Below are 17,931 nucleotides of genomic sequence, written 5' to 3'. Positions count from 1 at the left end.
AGACATGATCGAGCTGGCCGAGAGCCGGAGCGCGCACAACTACCACCCGCTGCCCGTGGTGATCGCCTCGGCCGAGGGCGCGTGGGTCACCGACGTCGAGGGCAGGCGGTATCTCGACTGCCTGGCCGGATATTCGTCGCTGAACTTCGGCCACGGCAACCCGGTGATCCTGGCGGCGGCCCACGCCCAGCTCGACCGGGTCACCCTGACCAGCCGCGCCTTCTTCAACGACCGGTTCGGCGCGTTCGCGTCGGGGCTGGCGGAGCTGTGCGGCAAGGACATGATCCTGCCGATGAACACCGGCGCCGAGGCCGTGGAGACGGCGATCAAGGTCGCCCGCAAGTGGGGCCACGACGTGAAGGGGATCACCGACCCCAACATCGTCGTGATGGAGGACAACTTCCACGGCCGCACGACCACGATCATCAGCTTCAGCACCGACCCCGACGCCCACGACGGCTTCGGCCCGTACACGCCCGGGTTCCGGGTCGTGAAGTACGGCTCCGCCGAGGCGATCGCCGACGCGGCCGACGAGAACACGGTGGCGGTGCTGCTGGAGCCGATCCAGGGCGAGGCCGGGGTGCTGGTCCCGCCGGACGGCTACCTGCGGCAGGTCCGCGACCTGTGCACCGAGCGCGGCATCCTGATGATCGCCGACGAGATCCAGTCGGGCCTGGGCCGCACCGGCGAGACCTTCGCCAGCGACCACGAGAACGTCGTCCCGGACATGTACGTCCTGGGCAAGGCGCTCGGCGGCGGCGTCGTGCCGGTGTCGGCGGTCGCGGCCGACGCCGGCGTGCTGGGCGTCATCAAGCCCGGCCAGCACGGCTCGACGTTCGGCGGCAACCCGCTGGCCTGCGCGGTCGGCGAGACCGTGGTCAACCTGCTGAAGAGCGGAGAGTACCAGGCCCGCGCCCGCGAGCTCGAACCGGTCCTGTTCGACGGCCTGCGCGCGCTGACCGGCGTGACCGCCGTCCGCGGCCGGGGCCTGTGGGCCGGGGTCGACATCGACCCCTCCCTGGCCACCGGCCGGCAGGTCTGCGAGGGCCTGATGCGGCGGGGTGTGCTGGCCAAGGACACCCACGGCAGCACGATCCGGCTGGCCCCGCCCCTGGTGGTCGAGGCCCGCGAGATCGAGTGGGCGCTGGAGCAGCTGGAAGCGGTGCTCACGGGATCGGAGTGAGCTCCACCCGGGAGACCTCCTTGAGTTTCGGTGGGTCGTCGAGGACGGTCGGCGTCTCCCACCGGACCACGTGCACGCCGTCCTCCTGAGTGAGGGTGGCGAGCGCGTTGGGGAACCAGGGGCCGTCGGTGATGCGCCATTTCACCGGCGGCCTCGGCAGTCTCGCCGTCCGGGCGATCAGGGCGCCGAGGACCGTGGCCACTCCGAACTGGGCGATCACGTTGGCCAGGCGCAAGGTGCGGCTGAGCGGGTTGCGGATCGGCGAGCAGACGAGCTGGTAGATCGGCAGCCCCTTGACCCGCGCGACGTAGGAGTAGTGGACGTCGCCCGACATGAGCATGACCGTGGTGCCCGAGGCGGCCAGCATCTTCAGCAGGCGGTCGAACGAGCGCCGGAAGGCCGCCCAGTGTTCCAGGTCGACGGCCTGCCGGGCCTTCTCCATCCACCGGGCCACCGTCTTGCCCCAGGCGCCGTCGGCCAGGGCCTCGTTCCAGGCCTCGATGTGGTGGATGCCGGCCGGGAGCAGGATCGGCACCGACGAGCCGATGAGCACCCGCTCGGGCGGGTCGGCCAGCACCTCCTCCAGCCAGGCCCATTCGGTCGCGTCGAGCATCGACCGCTCACGGGGCTCCAGATGGCGGGCGCACCGCGAGTCGAGCATGATCAGCCGGGTGTCGCCGAAGTCGCGCGCGTAGCTCCACCTGCTGGTGGTCGGGTCGGCGTCGGCCTGCTCGGCGAACGCGTCGAGCACCGCCGCGCCGTCGCCCTCGGCCGCCCTGAGCTTCGTGTAGACCTCGTCGGCGGCGCGTTCGGCCGGGGACAGGTTGCCCAGGTGCTGGTAGACCCAGTAGGCGCCGAGCCCGGCCACGACCCGCCTCGGCCACCAGGAGATCTTGGCCATCTTGGCCCGCCAGTCCTTGGAGGTGTTCCAGTCGTCGCGCAGGTCGTGGTCATCGAAGATCATCGTGGTCGGCACGGTGGACAGCAGCCACCGGATCTCCGGGTCGTTCCAGGCCTGGCGGTAGAGCTCGGCGTACTCCTCGAAGTCGGCGATCTCCCCCACGGGTTCCTGGTCGCCCCGGCGGGCGGTGATGTAGTCGAGCATCTCGCGCGAGGGCTCGTCGGCGTAGACCTGGTCGCCCAGCATGATGAGCAGGTCGGGCAGGTCGTCGTCCACGCTCATGGCGTGCCCGAGGGCGAAGAGGGTGTCGACGCCGTGGGAGATGGTGTGGGCCGTGTCGTGGGGGACGCTGGTCCGGCACGACCCGAAGACGACCTTGTTGAGTTTCGGGACGGGCCGGATGACGCTGGGGTCCATCGTGTCCAGCGGCCACACCGCCTCGTCGTCGAGGTGGATCTCGTAGGGGACGGGTTCGGTCACGGGGACGTCCACTATCGCGTAGTGGTGCCCGTGCACCGTGAACGTGCGTTCTGTCATCTGCTCGGTGCCCGCAGTGATGGTGACCGCGCAGGGATCACTGGTCTCCACCCAAATGGACGCGGTCGACGCGTCGACGTGGCGGAGGAGGGGCCCGATCACTAGTTGTGCCACGTCCTAGTCATACCGGCTCTTTCGCGATGGACGCCACCAGGGCCTCGTCGACAGGGGTCGGCGCCAGGCCGAACGTCGTCTCGAAGTCGGAGGAGTCGAGCACGAACGGAGCCTCGAACTGGTAGAGGGTCTCGCGCAGCCCCTTCATCTTCGGCGAGGTCCAGCCCATGGCGTGGAACACCGCCCTCGGCACCTTCACGATGCGCGGCTTCCTGGCCCCGGCCAGCAGCGCGGCCCGCTCGGCGACCTCCCGGAAGGTCAGCGCCCCCGACGTCGGCACGTGCCAGGGCCGCCCCCACGCCCGCTCGTCGGCGCCCGCGACGACCAGCGCGCGTGCCACGTCGGGCAGGTAGGTCCACGAGTGGGGCACATCGGGGTCGCTCAGCACGACCACCGGCCGGTTCTCGGCGGCGGGCCGGATGACCTGCATGGTCAGGTAGGCCTCGCCGGTCGACCCCGGGCCGAAGTAGTCGGAGCCGCGGATCTCGGTGGTGCGGATGCCGGCGGCCAGGGCCTGCTCCCACATCTCGGCCCGGACCCTGCCCTTGACGTGGGTGGCCGCGAGCGGCAGGTCCTCGGTCATGGGGCCGGAGACGGGGCCGTAGGCGTACAGGTTGCCCAGGATGACCAGCCCGGCGCCGGACTCCTGGGCGGCGCGGATCATCGCGGCGTGCATCGGCGGCCAGTCGATCGGCCAGCGGTGGTAGGGCGGGTTGACGCAGTTGTAGATGACGTCGGCCCCCTGCGTGGCCCTGACCATGGCCTCGGCGTCGGACGCGTCGAGCGCGACCCTCTCGGCCCCCGGCGCGCCGCCGCCCGACCGGGAGATCTGGACGACCTGGTGACCCTGCCCGAGCAGCAGCTCCGCGAGCTGGCCGCCGACCTGGCCGGCCCCGATGACGACGTGTCTCATTTCTCGGCCTCTTTCTTGATCGCGGTGAGGAAGCGTTCGTGCCCGACGCGGAGCTTCGCGGCGGGGTACAGCAGCCCGGCCAGCGGTCCGGCCAGCGACTCGGAGATGGTCACGCGGGTGCGCCCGCCGGGCAGCGCCTCGACGAGGTTGCGGTCGACCGCCTTGTAGACGCCGAGCACGACCCCGCTCCAGGTCAGCTCACGCCCCTCGGTCACGACGGCGAACCGGGAGCGGATCCTCACCCCGCCCAGCCGCCACCGGAAGGTCGCGCCGGGGGTGATCGCGCCCAGGTCGAGCACCTTGTGCTCCGGCCACCAGCGCTCCCAGCCCCGCAGGTCGGACAGCAGGGCCCAGACCTTCTCGGCGGGCGCGTCGATCTCGATCGACGAGGTGTTGCGGACCGGCGCCCGCTCGTCGATGCGGCCCTGCATGGCGTAGCCGGTGTGCAGATCGTTCAGGGAGGTCATTCCCGGACTCCTTCTCTCTTCTGTGAGCAATGCTCTCTCTTTTGAGCATCGCTCGTCAAGAGCACTGCTCTCTTTTCTGTACGCCGCTCTGTTAAGCTGCGGAGATGAGCGCAGCGAGGACCGCACGGGAACGCGTCAGGGCCGAGATGGTCCGGGAGATCACCGACATCGCCCGCACCCACCTGGCGCGAGAGGGCGCCGCCGGCCTGTCGCTGCGGGCGATCGCGCGCGAGATGGGCATGGCGTCCTCGGCCATCCACCGCTACTTCCCGACCAAGGACGACCTGCTCACTGCCTTGATCATCGACGGCTACACCGCCCTCGGAGAGGCGGCGGAGGCGTCCCAGCGGGCGGGCGACCCTCCCGCCGAGCGCTGGCTGGCCCTCTGCCACGCCGTCCGTGACTTCGCCGTGGCCCGGCCGCACGAATACGCCCTGCTCTACGGCTCCCCGGTGCCCGGCTACCAGGCCCCCGCCGACACCGTCGCCCCCGCCCTGCGCACGACCCTCGTCTGCGGCCGGATCATCTCCGACGCCCGGCCCACCCCGCCGGACCTCGCCCCGCCTCCCCCAGCCGCGATCGGCCCGGACATCGAGGCGATCAGGGCCGTCATGCCCGGCGTCTCCGACGACGCGGTCACCCGCGCGGTCACCGCCTGGACGGCCCTGTTCGGCGCGGTCAGCTTCGAGCTGTTCGGCCAGTTCGACAACACGATCACGCACCGTCGCGAGTTCTTCGACCACGGCATGCGATCCCTGGCGAGATACCTCGGCTTGTAACACCCCGTTCACCGAACGTGACCAAAGCGGTGCGATAGTGGATCCAGGCTCCACGAAAAAACGGCGATCAAGTCCGCATATGGGACATCGCCGTGATCGAACTTCCGGACAATGGTGGACATCACCCGTCAATGGCGACGGATGATCAATCCGAGAGGCACCACCAGCTATGACCGTCATGGAAATCCCGACAGTGTCGTCGGCACGATCAGCGGCAGCGCCGCTGGCCTCGGCCCAGCACCACCTCGCCGAGGCCGCCCGCTTCCTCTCTCTGGACGAGGGCCTGCACCAGCTCCTCGCCACGCCCCGCCGCTCGCTGACCGTCTCGGTCCCGGTCCGCCGGGAAGACGGCCGGATCGACGTGATCGAGGGCTACCGGGTCCAGCACAACCTGTCGCGCGGCCCGGCGAAGGGCGGGGTGCGGTTCCATCCCGGCACCGACCTCGACGAGGTCACCGCCCTGGCCATGGGCCTGACCTGGACGTGCGCCCTGACCGGGCTGCCCTACGGAGGCGCGAAGGGCGGGGTGGCCGTCGACCCGGCCGGCCTGACCGAGCGCGAGCTCGAACGGCTCACCCGCCGCTACACCCACGAGATCCAGCCGCTCGTCGGCCGGGACATGCCCTTCCCGACCACCGGGCCCGACCTGGCCGAGGCGGTCGCACTCGGGGTGCGGGTCCTGCTCGGCCCGGGCGACGGCCGGACCGTGGCGGTCCACGGTTCGGGCGGGGTCGCGAACGCGGTCACGGCCACGCTCGCCGCGACCGGTTTCGTGCTCCACGGCACTGCGTCGACCACTGCGCTGACCGCCGACGCCGACGTGCTCGTCCTCACCGAGGGCGGCGTCACCGCCCACAACGCCACCGGCGTGCGGGCCCGGACGGTCGTCGAGGCCGCCAACGGCCCGGTCACCCCGGCGGCCGACCAGATCCTGGCCGGGAAGGGGTGTGTGGTCGTGCCCGACCTCCTGGCCAACGCCGGGGGCGCCATCGCCTCGCACAGCGAGTGGGGGCTCGGCGACCTCGGCTCCCGGCTGCGCGAGCACCTGGAACCCGCCTACCGCGCCGTCAGGGCGTTGTCACGTGACAAAGGCCTGACGCTGCGCCAGGCTGCCCATGTGATCGCCGTCGGCCGGGTGGCCGACGCCTGCCGGTCGAGAAGCGTCTGACACCTTCACCAGAGCGGGCACCGGTAGCGGGTTCATGAGGAAAACGATCGTCGTCCTGACCGCCGCCGCGCTGGCCACGGCCGTCGCGGCGGGGAACCCGCGCCACGGGGAGCCGTTCGGCCGCGCCACGCTGACCGGTTTCGCGTCGCTGCCGGCGCTGACCTACGTGCCGGCCAGCGAGCCGTCCGGCTCCGCGCTGGGCACCACGCCCGTGAACGGCGTCACCGCGCCGTTCCCGGGTCAGCCGGTGCAGGGCTTCTCGGGGGTCGTGCGCAACGGCGACGGCACCTTCCTGGCGATGTCGGACAACGGTTTCGGCACCAAGGCGAACAGCGCCGACTTCGTCCTGCGCGTGCACCACATCAGGCCGGACTTCCGGAGGAACACCGTCACGGTGCTCGGCGGGTTCGACCTGAGCGACCCGGCCGGGAAGGCGCCGTTCGCGCTGACCCGGGCCGACCGCAGGCTGACCGGCGCCGACTTCGACGTCGAGTCGGTCGTGCGGACCGCCGACGGCACGTTCTGGTTCGGCGACGAGTTCGGCCCATTCCTGCTGCACGCCGACGCCGGGGGCCGGCTACTGGAGGCGCCGATCGCGCTGCCCGGCGTCCGGTCGCCGCAGCACCCCCACCTGGACGGCGCGGCCCCGAACCTCGGCGTCAGCAGGGGCTTCGAGGGCCTGGCCCGGTCGGTCGACGGCACGACGCTCTACCCGCTGCTGGAGGGCCCCGTCACCGGCGACCCGGCGACCTCGCTGCGGATCAACGAGTTCGACCTGCGCGGGCGCGCCTACACCGGCAGGCGCTGGACCTACCCGCTGGACTCCGCCGCCCACGCCGTCGGCGACTTCGCCGCGGTCGGCCGCGAGCGCTTCCTGGTGATCGAGCGCGACAGCGGCCAGGGCGCCGCCGCCGTCTTCAAGAAGATCTTCCTGGTCACCCTGAGGAAGGACGGGACGACGGACAAGCGGCAGGTCGCCGACCTGATGGACCTCGCCAACCCCCGGCGGATCGGCGGCTTCCCGGCGACCTTCACCTTCCCGTTCGAGACGATCGAGGACCTCGTCGTCCTCGGCGACCGCACCCTCGGCGTCCTGGCCGACAACAACTTCCCGTCGTCGAGCGGCCGCGCCCCCGGCGTGCCCGACGACACCGAGTTCATCACCGTCAGGCTGGCCAGGGGCCTCGGCGCGGACCGCCGTGTCTACCGCTGAGCCCGTTCGACGATCCGCTCGCACAGGCGGTGCGTCTCCAGCGCGTCGCCCGCGTCGAGCAGCCTGCCCTCGCCGACCGCGCCCAGGAACGCCAGGCACGCGCCGGTGAAACCGCGCTGCGTCCCGACCGAGACCCAGTCGGGACGCCGCAGCCTGGTCTCGCCGTCCTCGGTGAAGGTGACCTCGTCGCCGAGGTCGAGCACCTTGCGCTTCTCGCCCCGGCCGATGACCTCGCAGGTCTCCTCGGTCTGGCCGCTCACCCGCGACATGATCCCGAGGGCGGTGAACCCGTCGCCGGACAGTTCGAGCACGACGTGCTCCAGCAGGCTCCCCTGCGTGCGGACCCGTACCGAGGTCTCGGTGACCTCGCCGGGGACCAGGAACCGCAGGGTGTCGGCGACGTGGATGAAGTCGTCGTAGACCATCCGGCGCGGCTCCTCCGGCCGGGTGTGCCGGTTCTTCTGCAGGATGACCAGGTCGCGCGGGAGCTCCCTGAGGGCGGTGAGGCCGGGGGCGTACCGGCGGTTGAAGCCGACCATGAGCGGGACGCCCCGGTCGCGGGCCAGTTCGACCAGCGCCTCGGCCTCGTCGAGCCGGTAGGAGAGCGGCTTGTCCACGAAGACCGGCACGCCGGCCTCGACCAGCTCGGTCACGATCGCCGGATGCGACTCGGTGGCGGTGTGCACGAACGCGGCGTCCACTCCCCCGGCGATCGCCTCGGTCACCGAGGTGTGCCGCCGGGGCACGCGGTAGGCGTCGCCCAGCTCACGGAGCGTCTCGGGGTCGCGGGTGCAGAGCACGAGCTCGGCCCCGTCGACGGCGCTGAGCACCGGCAGGTACGCCTTCCGGGCGATCGACCCCAGACCGATCATTGCGATCTTCATGGCCCGAAGGTTACCCATCGGAAACCGGCGGGCCACATGGGGGCAATGTGCCACCTGTTCACTTCCCGCCATGAGCTCCCACGCTGTGGTGATCATCGGGGGCGGGCTGGAGGGCCTGTCGATCGCCGCCGCGCTGACCGCCCGAGGGCAGCGCGACGTGCTGGTCCTGGAGCGCCGGACCACCGGCTCCGGCGGCACCGCCAAGTCGAGCGGCCTGGTCCGCTGCCACTACGACTGCCCCACCCTGACCGCGATGGCCTGGGAGGGCACCCGCTTCTTCGAACGCCACCCCGGCCTGGGGTTCCAGCAGACCGGCCACGTCGTGGGCGTCGGCGAGGACGGCGCGGCGGCCCTGCGCGACAACGTGGCCCGGCGTCAGGACCTCGGCGTCGACGTCGCCACGGTCACCCACGACGACGTCACGGCCCTGTGGCCCGGCCTGGAGACCAAGGACTTCGCCGCCTTCGCCTTCGAACCGCGCGGCGGCCACGGCGACCCGATCGCCACCTGCCGCCACTTCGCCGAGGCGGCCCAGCGCGGCGGCGCGCGCGTCCTGGAGCACACCCGGGTCGCCGCCCTCCTGGGCGACTCCTCGTCGATCTCGGGTGTACGCCTGGCCGACGGCCGCGTGGTCGGCGCCCGCACCGTGATCGTCGCCGCCGGAGCCTGGACCGCCGACCTGGTCGAGCAGGTGGGCGTGGCCCTGCCGATCGGCGCGATCCGCGAACCCATCGTCGTGGCCGCCCCCGGCGCCCCGATCGGCCCGGTCCCCGCCTTCACCGACCTGCTCGGCATGCAGTACGTCCGCCACGAGAACCACGGCCGCCTGCTCATCGGCTCCCACACGGCCGACGAGCTGATCGCCCCCGACGGCTACCTCAACAAGGCGACCGACGTCGAGCTCGAACGCGCGGCGGCCAGGTTCACCACCCGCTTCCCGGCCTTCCCCGACGTCGTCTTCGCCCAGTCGTACGCCGCCTGCTACGACATCACGCCCGACCTCGCCCCGGTCATCGGCCCCGCCGGGCCCGACGGGCTCTACGTGGCGGCCGGTTTCGGCGGCCACGGCTTCGCGATCTCCCCGGCGGTCGGCCGCGTCTGCGCCGAGATGGTCCTCGGCCTGGAGAGTCCCCCGGCGGGCCTGTCCCCGGCCCGTTTCGCGTGACGGCGACGCCGCGGCGCGGCCGGTCGGCGCCGGCTGCGGCGCGGACCCGGGACGGCGGGCGGCGCCGTGGCAGGCGGAGCCGTAACGGAGAAAGAAAAAAGCGCGGGACCGGAGCGGCCCCGCGCTTGATCCGTCTCAGCGGTTCGCGCGGTTGACCGCCGAGATGATCGCCTTCAGGGACGCGGTCGTGGTGTTGGCGTCGATGCCGACCCCCCACAGGACCCTGCCGTCGATCTCGGTCTCCACGTAGGAGGCCGCCTTGGCGTCGGCGCCGCCGCTCATGGCGTGTTCGGTGTAGTCGAGGACCCGCACGTCGATCCCCAGCGTGCCCAGCGCGTCGCAGAACGCCGAGATCGGGCCGTTGCCGGTGCCGTGGATCTCGCGGATCTGGCCTTCCAGCCGGACGTCGACGCTGATCGCGTCCTTGTCGTCGACCGCCGCGACGTTGCGGTGGGCCAGCAGGCCGACGCGGCCCCACGGGTTGGCCGGGTTGGGCAGGTATTCGTCGGTGAACGCCTCCCACATCTGTGCCGGGGTGACCTCGCCGCCCTGGGCGTCGGTGCGGGCCTGGACCGCGCGGGAGAACTCGATCTGCAGCCGCCGGGGCAGGTCGAGCTGGTGGTCGGCCTTCATGATGTAGGCCACGCCGCCCTTGCCCGACTGGCTGTTGACCCGGATGACCGCCTCGTAGGTCCGGCCGATGTCCTTCGGGTCGATCGGCAGGTAGGGCACCGCCCAGGCGTACTCGTCGACCGGCACGCCCGCCGCCGCGGCGTCGCGCTCCAGGTGCTCGAAGCCCTTCTTGATCGCGTCCTGGTGGGAGCCGGAGAACGCGGTGTAGACGAGCTCGCCGCCCCACGGGTGACGCGGGTGGACGGGCAGCTGGTTGCAGTATTCGACGATCCGCCGCACCTCGTCGATGTCGGAGATGTCGACCTCGGGGTCGACGCCCTGCGAGAACAGGTTCATCCCCAGGGTGACCAGGCAGACGTTGCCGGTGCGCTCGCCGTTGCCGAACAGGCAGCCCTCGATCCGGTCGGCCCCGGCCATGTAGCCCAGCTCGGCGGCGGCCACGGCGGTGCCCCGGTCGTTGTGGGGGTGCAGCGACAGCACGATCGAGTCGCGGTAGCGCAGGTTGCGGTGCATCCACTCGATCGAGTCGGCGTAGACGTTGGGGGTGGCCATCTCGACCGTGGCCGGCAGGTTGATGATCACCTTGCGGTCGGGGGTCGGCTGCCAGACGTCGTTGACGGCGTCGCAGACCTCGACGGCGTACTCCAGCTCGGTGCCCGTGTAGGACTCCGGCGAGTATTCGAAGTAGATCTCGGTCTGGCCCGCCATGTCGTCGGCCAGCTTCTTGCACAGCTTGGCGCCCTCGACCGCGATGGCGGTGATGCCCTCCTTGTCCAGCCCGAACACGACGCGGCGCTGCAGGGTGGAGGTGGAGTTGTAGAGGTGGACGATGGCCTGCTTGGCCCCGCGCAGCGACTCGTAGGTCCGCTCGATCAGCTCGGGCCGCGCCTGGGTCAGCACCTGGATGACCACGTCGTCGGGGATGCGGCCCTCTTCGATGATCTTGCGGACGAAGTCGTAGTCGGTCTGCGAGGCCGCCGGGAACCCGACCTCGATCTCCTTGTAGCCCATCTGCACCAGCAGCTCGAACATCTTCAGCTTGCGGGTGGAGTCCATCGGGTCGATCAGGGCCTGGTTGCCGTCACGCAGGTCGACCGCGCACCAGCGGGGGGCCTGCTCGATCACCTTCGACGGCCAGGTGCGGTCGTCGAGGGCGACGGGGGTGAAGGGCGTGTAGCGCCGGAAGGGCATGGGGCTGGGCTGTTGCCGGGGGTACATTCGAGGCTCCTCGTTGGGGTCACATCACAGGACGTGGCCGACGCGCGTGACTCGCACCGCGACGAGGGAGCCGGCCTGTTACAGGCCCTCGTCGCGGCGGCTAAGGAGGAGCAGCCAGCGCAGCATGGGATCGAGGCTATCAGAGCCCGGCGAGTGGCCTCCGCGAGACGGCCCCTAGAGTGGGGATCATGCAGGACAAAGAGATTCTCGGCCGCATCGGCGATCTGATCGACGAGGAGCATCAGCTCCGCTCCCGCATCTCCAGCGGCGAGGCCACCACCGACGACCGCGGCCGCATCAAGGCCCTGGAAGAGTCCCTCGACCAGTGCTGGGACCTGCTCCGCCAGCGGCGGGCCAGGCGCGGCATCGGCGAGAACCCCGACGGCGCGGTGGCCCGTCCGGTCTCCGAGGTCGAGGGCTACCAGCAGTAAATCCGGTCGCTTTACGGCGATCGCAGGGGTGGACTGGGGTCCATGGACATCGTCCCCCTCGATTTCGCGGCCGAGCCCGGCAGGCTCGCCGAATACCACGCGCTCGCGGCCGACTGGGCGGTGCCCGGTCCCCGGGTGCCCGCCCACCTGTTCCGGCTGCTCGCCGAGCGCGGCTGGCGCCCGGTTCCCGCCGAGACCTGGCTCGCGCTCGACGACGGCCGGGTCGTCGGCGGCGTGACGTTCCACCTGCCCGACCAGGACAACACCCACCTGGCGCTGATCCGGTTCCTCCAGGTGGCGCCCGGCGCGCGGCGACGGGGGGTGGGCAGCGCCCTGCTGGCCCACGCCGCCGGGCGGGCCCGCGCCCACCAGCGCGAGATGCTGCTCGTGGAGGTCGCCGAGGCGGGCCCCGGCGAGGCGTTCGCGCGGGCCAAGGGCATGCGCGAGGTCGCCACCCAGGCCCGGAGGGTGCTCGACCTCACCCGTTTCGCCGCGCCGGAGCGGAAGGTCCCCGGCTATCGGCTGGAGTTCCTGCGGGGCCGCACGCCCGAGCCGTCGATCGCCGAGATGATCACGTTCATGGAGACGATGAACGACGCCCCCCTCGACGACCTGGCGGTCAACGAGGAGTTCTGGTCCCCCGGCGACCTCAAGGCGATGGAGGACGCCTGGGAACTGGCCGATCAGGACGTCTACACCGTGATCGCCCGCGCCGACGACGGCACCGCCGCCGCTTTCACCCGCCTGTTCGCCCACCGGGCGGAGTCGGACGGCTGGGCCCGGCAGACCGACACCGCCGTGGTCCGCGCCCACCGGGGCCGCGGCCTCGCGAGGTGGGTCAAGGAGGCCAACACGGCCTGGCTGAAGCGCTCGCGCCCCGACCTCACCCGGGTGATCACCTGGAACGCGGTCGCCAACGGCCCGATGGTCGCCATCAACGAGCGGCTGGGCTACGAGCTCCTGGACGTGTGGCACGAGTGGGAACTGCGTGTATGACCCGCAGGATCGCCGCGAGATCTTCCACGGGCGGGTTCGCGAGCGCCAGCCGCAGCCCGCTGGCGGCGTAGGGCGGCACCGCGAAGGCCTCGGACGGTGAGACGAGGATGCCCCGGCCGGCCAGTTCGGCGGCGACCGCGTCGGCGCGGGTCTCCTCCGGGAGGGGCAGCCAGCCGAACGACGAGCCGGGGTGGGCCCGCCAGCCGAGGTCGCCCAGCTCGCGGAGGGCGATCTCCTGGCGGCGGCGGGCGTCGGCGCGGTGACGCCCCTCCAGCTCGGCCACCGTGCCGTCGCGGAGCCAGCGGGTCGCCAGTTCTGCGATGAGCGGGGGCGTCCCCCAGGTCGAGACGCGCAGCAGCCGGGTGAGCGCGGGGAGGCAGGCGTCCGGCGCGACGAGGTAGCCGATCCGCAGGCCGGTGGCCAGGTTCTTGGACAGGCCGCCGACGTGGAGCGTGCGCTCGGGAGCCAGGGTGAGCAGCGGCGGCGGGGCGTCCGGGGCCAGGAAGGCGTGCGTGCCGTCCTCCACCAGGAGCAGGTCGTGGGCGCGCGCGAGCGCCACGATCCGCTCCCGGTCGGCGAGGTCGAGCACGTGGCCGATCGGGTTGTGCAGGGTCGGCATCAGGTAGAGGGCCGCGATCCGGCTCGTGGCCAGCAGCGCCTCAAGGTGGCTGAGGTCCCGGAACGCCGCCAGGCGCAGGTGGCGGGCCTCGGCGACGAGCTTGACCCCGGGATAGGTCAGCGGGTCCACGCCGATCACCGAGGCGGGGCCGGTGAGGGCGCTCAGCGCCACGTCCAGGGCGTGCTGGGCGCCCGCGGTGAGCAGCACGTTCGCGGGCGGGACGTCGATCCCCCGGTCGAGCAGGTGGGTCGCCATCGCGGCCCGGTCGGCGGTCCGGCCGCCCGGGGGCTGCTGCCGCATCAGGGCGTCGAGGGCGCCCCGGCCCGACAGGTCGCGGAGGGCGTGGCGGAGAAGGTCGCCCAGGTCCGCGCCGGTGGGCTGGCTGAAGGTCAGATCGGCGACCCGATCGCCGGGGCGCAGGCGGCGGGGTTCGAGGCCGCCGTAGCCGCTCCGGTCGCGGACGAAGGTCCCCCGGCCGGTCTCGCCGGTGACCAGGCCGGCGGCGGCGAGTTCGGCGTAGACCCGGGAGGCCGTGGCGATGGCCACGCCGTGGTCGCGGGCCAGGTCGCGGTGGGTCGGCAGCCGGGCGCCCGGGGGCAGCGCGCCGCTGTGGATGGCCTCGGCGAGCTCGGTGGCGATGGTCTTGTACCTAGGACAATTCTTTGATCGCACCACTCCCACGTTCCTAGCATCGCACCCATGACAGACCTGTCCGTCCTGGACTACCTGCGGCGCGAGCTGGCCGGGACCCTCGAACCGGGCGACCGGACCCACCTGCGCCATCCCACCGCGATCTCCCGGCTGCTGGGGTTCCGGGTCACCGGGATCGGGCCGGGGTTCGCCGAGGTCAGGGTGACGGCCGACCCTGACGCGCACGGCAACCAGCAGGGCACCGTCCACGGCGGCTTCCTCGTGGAGCTGGCCGACGCGGCCATCGGCACCGCCCACTCCACGCTCGTCGAGGCGGGTGAGTCGTTCACCAGCGTCGACATCCGTGCGGTCTTCCTGCGGCCGGTGTGGGGCGGCCCGCTGACCGCCACGGCCCGCCCGGCGCACCGAGGGCGGACGATCACCCACTACGCGTGCGAGATCCAGCGGGCCGACGGGAAACCGGCCGCCATGGTCACCAGCACGGTCATGACGCTGCGCGGGGATCAGGCCACCGGCCGGTAGCTCCCGTGCGCACAAAAAGGGGACCCGCCGGGACGGCCCGGACTGTGCCACCAAGTCCGGGAGAGCCCCGACGGGTCCTGACTTAGACGCTACCCCGCTTCGAGCCGTTGAGCTGCGCCGTTACTGAGAACTGTCAAGAACGGTCAGACGGCCAGGAGTCGGCGGGCCTCCTCTCCCTGGAGGTCGGCGGCCGTCCCGGCGTGGACGACGTGGCCTCCGTCGAGGATCACGTAGCGATCGGCCAGCCGCATGGCCAGGTCCAGGTACTGCTCCACCAGCAGGACGGCGATGCCGGACGCGTGCAGCGTCTCGATCGCCTCCTCGATCTCGATGATGATCGAGGGCTGGATGCCCTCGGTCGGCTCGTCGAGGATCAGGAGCTTCGGCCTGGTCACCAGGGCCCGTGCGATGGCGAGTTGCTGCTGCTGGCCGCCGGACAGGAAGCCCGCCTTGCGCTTCAGCAGCGGTTTGAGGCGGGGGAACACGTCGAGCGCCTCGTCGAGCGCCGACTGGGGGTTCCCGGACGCCTCCAGCGTCACCAGCAGATTGCCGAGGACGCTGAGCTGGGGGAAGGTCTCGTGGCCCTGGGGGACGTACCCCATGCCCAGTTTGACCCTCTCGTGGGGCTTCATCTTCGTGACGTCGTGGTCCTCGAAGGTGACGGTCCCGGCGGTCGCCGGGATGACGCCCATGATCGTGTTGAGCAGGGTGGTCTTGCCGACCCCGTTGCGGCCCATGACGCAGACCAGCTGGCCCGGCTCGACCGCCAGGCCGACGCCGAACAGCACCCGGGCGCGGCCGTATCCGGCCTCCAGACTGTCAACCGACAACATCGTGTGCGGCCTCCTCGCGCGCGCGACCCAGATAGACCTCTTGTACCCGCGGATCGGCCCGCACCTCGTCCACCGAGCCCTCTATCAGGAGTTTTCCCTCATGGAGGACGGTCACGGTGGAGGCGTAACGCCGCAGGAAGTCCATGTCGTGCTCGATCACGATGACCGTGTGGTCCCTGGCGATCTCGGTGAGCAGGTCGCCGGTCCTGACGCGCTCCTCCGACGACATGCCGGCGACGGGTTCGTCCAGGAGAAGGAGCCGGGGGCCCTGGGCGATCAGCATGCCGATCTCCAGCCACTGCCGCTGACCGTGGGAGAGCACCCCCGCCTTCTTCTGCGCGAGCTCCCCGAGACCGGTCGTCTCCAGCGCCTGGGCGACCTTCTCGGTGATCCCCTTGCGCCTGGCCAGCAGCGAGGCCAGCGGCTTGCGGAACGAGGCGGCCAGGTCGAGGTTCTCCAGGACGGTGAGCTCCTCGAAGACCACCGAGGTCTGGAAGGTCCGGCCGATGCCGAGCCTGACCCGCTGGTGCTCCCGCTTGCCGTTGACGACCGCGCCGTCGAAGCTGACGGTCCCGGTGGTCGGCTTGGTCAGCCCGGTGATGATGTCGATCAGGGTGGTCTTGCCGGCGCCGTTCGGGCCGATCAGGAAGCGGAGTTCGCCGTGGTCGACGGTGAAGTTCACCCCGTCGAGCGCCCGGAACCCGTCGAAGACGACCGAGACGTCGCGGACCTCCAGCAGCGCGGTCATGCCGCCGCCTCCTTCCTGCGCCGGAGCGAGGAGATGATGCCGATGATGCCCTTGGGCGCCAGGCCGATGACCAGGATGAACAGCGCGCCCTGGAGGTAGAGCCAGGCGTCGGGCAGTTCCTCGCTGAAGTAGGTCTTGGCGTAGCCCATCAGGACCGCGCCGAGCACCGCCCCGGCGAGCGCGAACCGCCCGCCGATCGCGACGGCCACCACCAGTTCGAGGGACGGCACGACGCCCAGCAGCGCCGGCGAGATGATCCCCACGATCGGCACGAACAGGGCGCCCGCGATGCCCGCCATGACCGCCGAGAGGGTGAACGTGATCGTCTTCACGGTGGCCGGGTTGTAGCCGAGGAACCGCACCCGGTCCTCGCCGTCCCGGACCGCGAGCAGCAGGCGGCCGAACCGGGAGCGCTGGAGCTGCCAGGCCCCGAGGAACAGGACGCCGAGCACGATCGCCACGGTGAAGTAGAGGCCTCGCTGGGTCGAGTCGGCCGCGACGTCCTGGCCGAAGAACTCGAAGAAGTTGGTGAGGCCGTTGGTGCCGCCGGTCAGCCCCTGCTGCCCGACGAGCAGGATCACCATGGCGGCGGCGAGGGCCTGGGTCAGGATCGCGAAGTAGGCGCCGCGCACCCGTTGCCGGAACACGAGCGTGCCCAGCAGCCAGGCGATCGCCCCCGGCACGACCACCACCATGGCGATGGCGAAGACCGGGTTGCGGAACGGCTCCCAGAGGGCGGGCAGCGTCTCGACGCCGCTCCAGACCATGAAGTCGGGCAGGCCGTCCCCGGCGTCGTTGAGCTTGAGGTGCATGCCCATCGCGTAGCCGCCGAGGCCGAAGAACACCCCCTGCCCGAGGGTCAGCATGCCGCCCTGGCCCCAGGCCAGGCCGATGCCGAGGGCGACGATCGCGTAGGTGAGGTACTTGGCCAGCAGCCCGAGCCGGAACGGCTCCAGCACCAGCGGCATGACCACGAGCCCGATGACCGCGACGAGCGCGAAGAGGGCGGGCCCGCGCCAGTCGCGCGGTTCCTTGACGGGGGCCTCGGTGACGGGGGGCTTCTCGAGTGTGGCTGTCATGTCAGCGCCCTTGAACGGAGGACGAACAGGCCCTGCGGCCGGAACTGGAGGAAGGCGATGATCACCACGAAGACGATGACCTTGGCCAGGCTGGCGTTGGTCCAGAACTCCGCGTACGAGTTCAGCAGCCCCAGCGCGAGCGCGGCGATGACCGCCCCGCGGAGCTGCCCGAGCCCGCCCGCGACGACCACGAGGAACGCGTCGACGATGTAGTAGGTGCCGAGCGTCGGCCCGACGGGCCCGATGAGGGTGAGGGCGACCCCGGCGATCCCGGCCAGCCCCGACCCGATGAAGAAGGTCCGCTGGTCGACCCGGCCGGTGTTGATCCCGCTGGTCGCGGCGAGCTGCCGGTTCTGCATCACGGCCTGCATCCGCCGCCCCTGCGCGCTCCGGTTCATGTAGACCCAGATCGCCACGACCGAGCCGACCGCCAGCAGCAGGATGAACATCCGGTTGTACGGCATCGGCCCCAGCGACCCCTGCAGCCACGTCGGCGACTGCACCTGCACGTTGGGCGCGCCGAACAGGTCACGCGCGACCTGCTGGAGGACGAGCGAGACACCCCAGGTCAGCAGCAGGGTGTCGAGCGGGCGTCCGTAGAAGTGCCGGATCGCCGCCCGTTCGAGGATCAGCCCCATCAGCCCGGCCACCAGGAACGCCACCGGCAGCGCCACGAGCACCGCGTTCCGGTCGGCGAAGCCCTGCAGCAGGTAGGCCGTGTACGCCCCGGCCATGATGAACTCGCCGTGGGCCATGTTGATCACGCCCATCTGGCCGAACGTGAACGTCAGGCCCAGCGCGATGAGCAGCAGGACCGCCGCGATCGACAGCCCGATCGGCAGCTGGTTGAGGATTCCCTCCACCCTGCCCCCTTTCT

The 17,931-nt window shown here is 71.4% G+C and carries 18 protein-coding genes; 8 read left to right on the top strand and 10 right to left on the bottom strand.

Annotated features, from left to right (window positions below):
• Positions 1-4 precede the first annotated feature (4 nt).
• The gene (gene rocD / locus AW270_RS13500) at positions 5-1,183 is read left to right on the top strand and encodes an ornithine--oxo-acid transaminase (RefSeq protein ID WP_061294529.1); all 1,179 of its coding nucleotides are present in this window, start codon (positions 5-7) and stop codon (positions 1,181-1,183) included.
• Here the strand turns inward: rocD and AW270_RS13495 are convergent.
• Genes AW270_RS13495 through AW270_RS13485 form a run of 3 tightly spaced genes read right to left on the bottom strand, consistent with a single transcriptional unit; the run spans position 1,167 to position 4,115 of the window.
• Positions 1,167-2,735: an alkaline phosphatase D family protein gene (locus AW270_RS13495; RefSeq protein WP_061294527.1), complete on the bottom strand. Its 1,569-nt coding sequence runs from the start codon at positions 2,733-2,735 to the stop codon at positions 1,167-1,169. The genes rocD and AW270_RS13495 overlap by 17 nt on opposite strands.
• 7 nt (positions 2,736-2,742) lie before the next feature.
• Complete coding sequence (locus AW270_RS13490; protein ID WP_061294525.1) at positions 2,743-3,648, bottom strand: NAD-dependent epimerase/dehydratase family protein; 906 nt, start codon at positions 3,646-3,648, stop codon at positions 2,743-2,745.
• Positions 3,645-4,115 carry an SRPBCC family protein gene (locus AW270_RS13485; RefSeq protein WP_061294523.1) on the bottom strand — a complete coding sequence of 157 codons (471 nt, stop codon included), beginning with the start codon at positions 4,113-4,115 and terminating at the stop codon, positions 3,645-3,647. Before AW270_RS13485 ends, AW270_RS13490 begins: the two co-directional genes overlap by 4 nt.
• A 104-nt stretch (positions 4,116-4,219) precedes the next feature.
• Here AW270_RS13485 and AW270_RS13480 point away from each other — a divergent pair, with 104 nt between their 5' ends.
• From AW270_RS13480 to AW270_RS13470, 3 genes are all read left to right on the top strand, one after another.
• A complete protein-coding gene (locus AW270_RS13480) occupies positions 4,220-4,894 on the top strand; it encodes a TetR/AcrR family transcriptional regulator (protein WP_061294521.1) in 675 nt (224 codons plus the stop codon).
• Between the two features lie 178 nt (positions 4,895-5,072).
• Positions 5,073-6,062, top strand: a complete 990-nt coding sequence (locus AW270_RS13475; RefSeq protein WP_063819206.1) for a Glu/Leu/Phe/Val family dehydrogenase — start codon at positions 5,073-5,075, stop codon at positions 6,060-6,062.
• Between the two features lie 34 nt (positions 6,063-6,096).
• On the top strand, positions 6,097-7,275 hold the full coding sequence (locus AW270_RS13470) for an esterase-like activity of phytase family protein (RefSeq protein WP_061294517.1): 1,179 nt from the start codon (positions 6,097-6,099) through the stop codon (positions 7,273-7,275).
• Here the strand turns inward: AW270_RS13470 and AW270_RS13465 are convergent.
• A complete protein-coding gene (locus AW270_RS13465) occupies positions 7,266-8,159 on the bottom strand; it encodes a Gfo/Idh/MocA family protein (RefSeq protein WP_061294515.1) in 894 nt (297 codons plus the stop codon). The genes AW270_RS13470 and AW270_RS13465 overlap by 10 nt on opposite strands.
• Before the next feature lie 70 nt (positions 8,160-8,229).
• Here AW270_RS13465 and AW270_RS13460 point away from each other — a divergent pair, with 70 nt between their 5' ends.
• Entirely contained in the window at positions 8,230-9,324 is a 1,095-nt protein-coding gene (locus AW270_RS13460; RefSeq protein ID WP_169807313.1) for an NAD(P)/FAD-dependent oxidoreductase, read from the top strand.
• Between the two features lie 135 nt (positions 9,325-9,459).
• On the opposite strand, the gene leuA is transcribed toward AW270_RS13460, so the two are convergent.
• A complete protein-coding gene (gene leuA / locus AW270_RS13455) occupies positions 9,460-11,175 on the bottom strand; it encodes a 2-isopropylmalate synthase (protein ID WP_061294511.1) in 1,716 nt (571 codons plus the stop codon).
• 188 nt (positions 11,176-11,363) lie between these two features.
• On the opposite strand from leuA, the gene AW270_RS13450 reads away from it, so the two are divergent.
• Together AW270_RS13450 and AW270_RS13445 are read left to right on the top strand one after the other, a co-directional pair.
• A complete protein-coding gene (locus AW270_RS13450) occupies positions 11,364-11,606 on the top strand; it encodes a DUF2630 family protein (protein ID WP_061294828.1) in 243 nt (80 codons plus the stop codon).
• 42 nt (positions 11,607-11,648) lie between these two features.
• Entirely contained in the window at positions 11,649-12,602 is a 954-nt protein-coding gene (locus AW270_RS13445) for a GNAT family N-acetyltransferase (RefSeq protein ID WP_061294509.1), read from the top strand.
• Here the strand turns inward: AW270_RS13445 and AW270_RS13440 are convergent.
• On the bottom strand, positions 12,541-13,896 hold the full coding sequence (locus AW270_RS13440; RefSeq protein WP_218009208.1) for an aminotransferase-like domain-containing protein: 1,356 nt from the start codon (positions 13,894-13,896) through the stop codon (positions 12,541-12,543). The genes AW270_RS13445 and AW270_RS13440 overlap by 62 nt on opposite strands.
• A 24-nt stretch (positions 13,897-13,920) precedes the next feature.
• Here AW270_RS13440 and AW270_RS13435 point away from each other — a divergent pair, with 24 nt between their 5' ends.
• Positions 13,921-14,394: a PaaI family thioesterase gene (locus tag AW270_RS13435; RefSeq protein WP_157521927.1), complete on the top strand. Its 474-nt coding sequence runs from the start codon at positions 13,921-13,923 to the stop codon at positions 14,392-14,394.
• A 143-nt stretch (positions 14,395-14,537) separates the two neighbouring features.
• Here the strand turns inward: AW270_RS13435 and urtE are convergent, their stop codons facing one another.
• From urtE to urtB, 4 genes are read right to left on the bottom strand one after another with little or no spacing between them, the layout of a single operon-like run.
• On the bottom strand, positions 14,538-15,227 hold the full coding sequence (gene urtE, locus AW270_RS13430; protein WP_061294507.1) for an urea ABC transporter ATP-binding subunit UrtE: 690 nt from the start codon (positions 15,225-15,227) through the stop codon (positions 14,538-14,540).
• Entirely contained in the window at positions 15,214-15,975 is a 762-nt protein-coding gene (urtD, locus tag AW270_RS13425) for an urea ABC transporter ATP-binding protein UrtD (RefSeq protein ID WP_061294506.1), read from the bottom strand. Before urtD ends, urtE begins: the two co-directional genes overlap by 14 nt.
• Entirely contained in the window at positions 15,972-17,054 is a 1,083-nt protein-coding gene (gene urtC / locus AW270_RS13420) for an urea ABC transporter permease subunit UrtC (RefSeq protein ID WP_061294504.1), read from the bottom strand. The genes urtD and urtC overlap by 4 nt, the downstream gene beginning before the upstream one ends.
• The gene (gene urtB / locus AW270_RS13415) at positions 17,051-17,917 is read right to left on the bottom strand and encodes an urea ABC transporter permease subunit UrtB (protein ID WP_061294825.1); all 867 of its coding nucleotides are present in this window, start codon (positions 17,915-17,917) and stop codon (positions 17,051-17,053) included. Before urtB ends, urtC begins: the two co-directional genes overlap by 4 nt.
• Positions 17,918-17,931: the final 14 nt, after the last annotated feature.

Origin of the sequence: Herbidospora cretacea (assembly GCF_001570605.1) — a bacterium.
Classification (GTDB): Bacteria; Actinomycetota; Actinomycetes; order Streptosporangiales; family Streptosporangiaceae; genus Herbidospora; species Herbidospora cretacea.
Note: the sequence above shows the minus strand (reverse complement) of the source record. Positions and strands in the feature narration are given on the sequence as shown.

Coding starts and splice junctions, on each gene's coding strand:
- rocD (WP_061294529.1), top strand. CDS start 5: ATGATCGAGCTGGCCGAGAGCCGGAGCGCGCACAACTACCACCCGCTG.
- AW270_RS13490 (WP_061294525.1), bottom strand. CDS start 3,648: ATGAGACACGTCGTCATCGGGGCCGGCCAGGTCGGCGGCCAGCTCGCG.
- AW270_RS13485 (WP_061294523.1), bottom strand. CDS start 4,115: ATGACCTCCCTGAACGATCTGCACACCGGCTACGCCATGCAGGGCCGC.
- AW270_RS13480 (WP_061294521.1), top strand. CDS start 4,220: ATGAGCGCAGCGAGGACCGCACGGGAACGCGTCAGGGCCGAGATGGTC.
- AW270_RS13475 (WP_063819206.1), top strand. CDS start 5,073: ATGGAAATCCCGACAGTGTCGTCGGCACGATCAGCGGCAGCGCCGCTG.
- AW270_RS13470 (WP_061294517.1), top strand. CDS start 6,097: ATGAGGAAAACGATCGTCGTCCTGACCGCCGCCGCGCTGGCCACGGCC.
- AW270_RS13465 (WP_061294515.1), bottom strand. CDS start 8,159: ATGAAGATCGCAATGATCGGTCTGGGGTCGATCGCCCGGAAGGCGTAC.
- AW270_RS13460 (WP_169807313.1), top strand. CDS start 8,230: ATGAGCTCCCACGCTGTGGTGATCATCGGGGGCGGGCTGGAGGGCCTG.
- leuA (WP_061294511.1), bottom strand. CDS start 11,175: ATGTACCCCCGGCAACAGCCCAGCCCCATGCCCTTCCGGCGCTACACG.
- AW270_RS13450 (WP_061294828.1), top strand. CDS start 11,364: ATGCAGGACAAAGAGATTCTCGGCCGCATCGGCGATCTGATCGACGAG.
- AW270_RS13445 (WP_061294509.1), top strand. CDS start 11,649: ATGGACATCGTCCCCCTCGATTTCGCGGCCGAGCCCGGCAGGCTCGCC.
- AW270_RS13435 (WP_157521927.1), top strand. CDS start 13,921: ATGACAGACCTGTCCGTCCTGGACTACCTGCGGCGCGAGCTGGCCGGG.
- urtE (WP_061294507.1), bottom strand. CDS start 15,227: ATGTTGTCGGTTGACAGTCTGGAGGCCGGATACGGCCGCGCCCGGGTG.
- urtD (WP_061294506.1), bottom strand. CDS start 15,975: ATGACCGCGCTGCTGGAGGTCCGCGACGTCTCGGTCGTCTTCGACGGG.
- urtC (WP_061294504.1), bottom strand. CDS start 17,054: ATGACAGCCACACTCGAGAAGCCCCCCGTCACCGAGGCCCCCGTCAAG.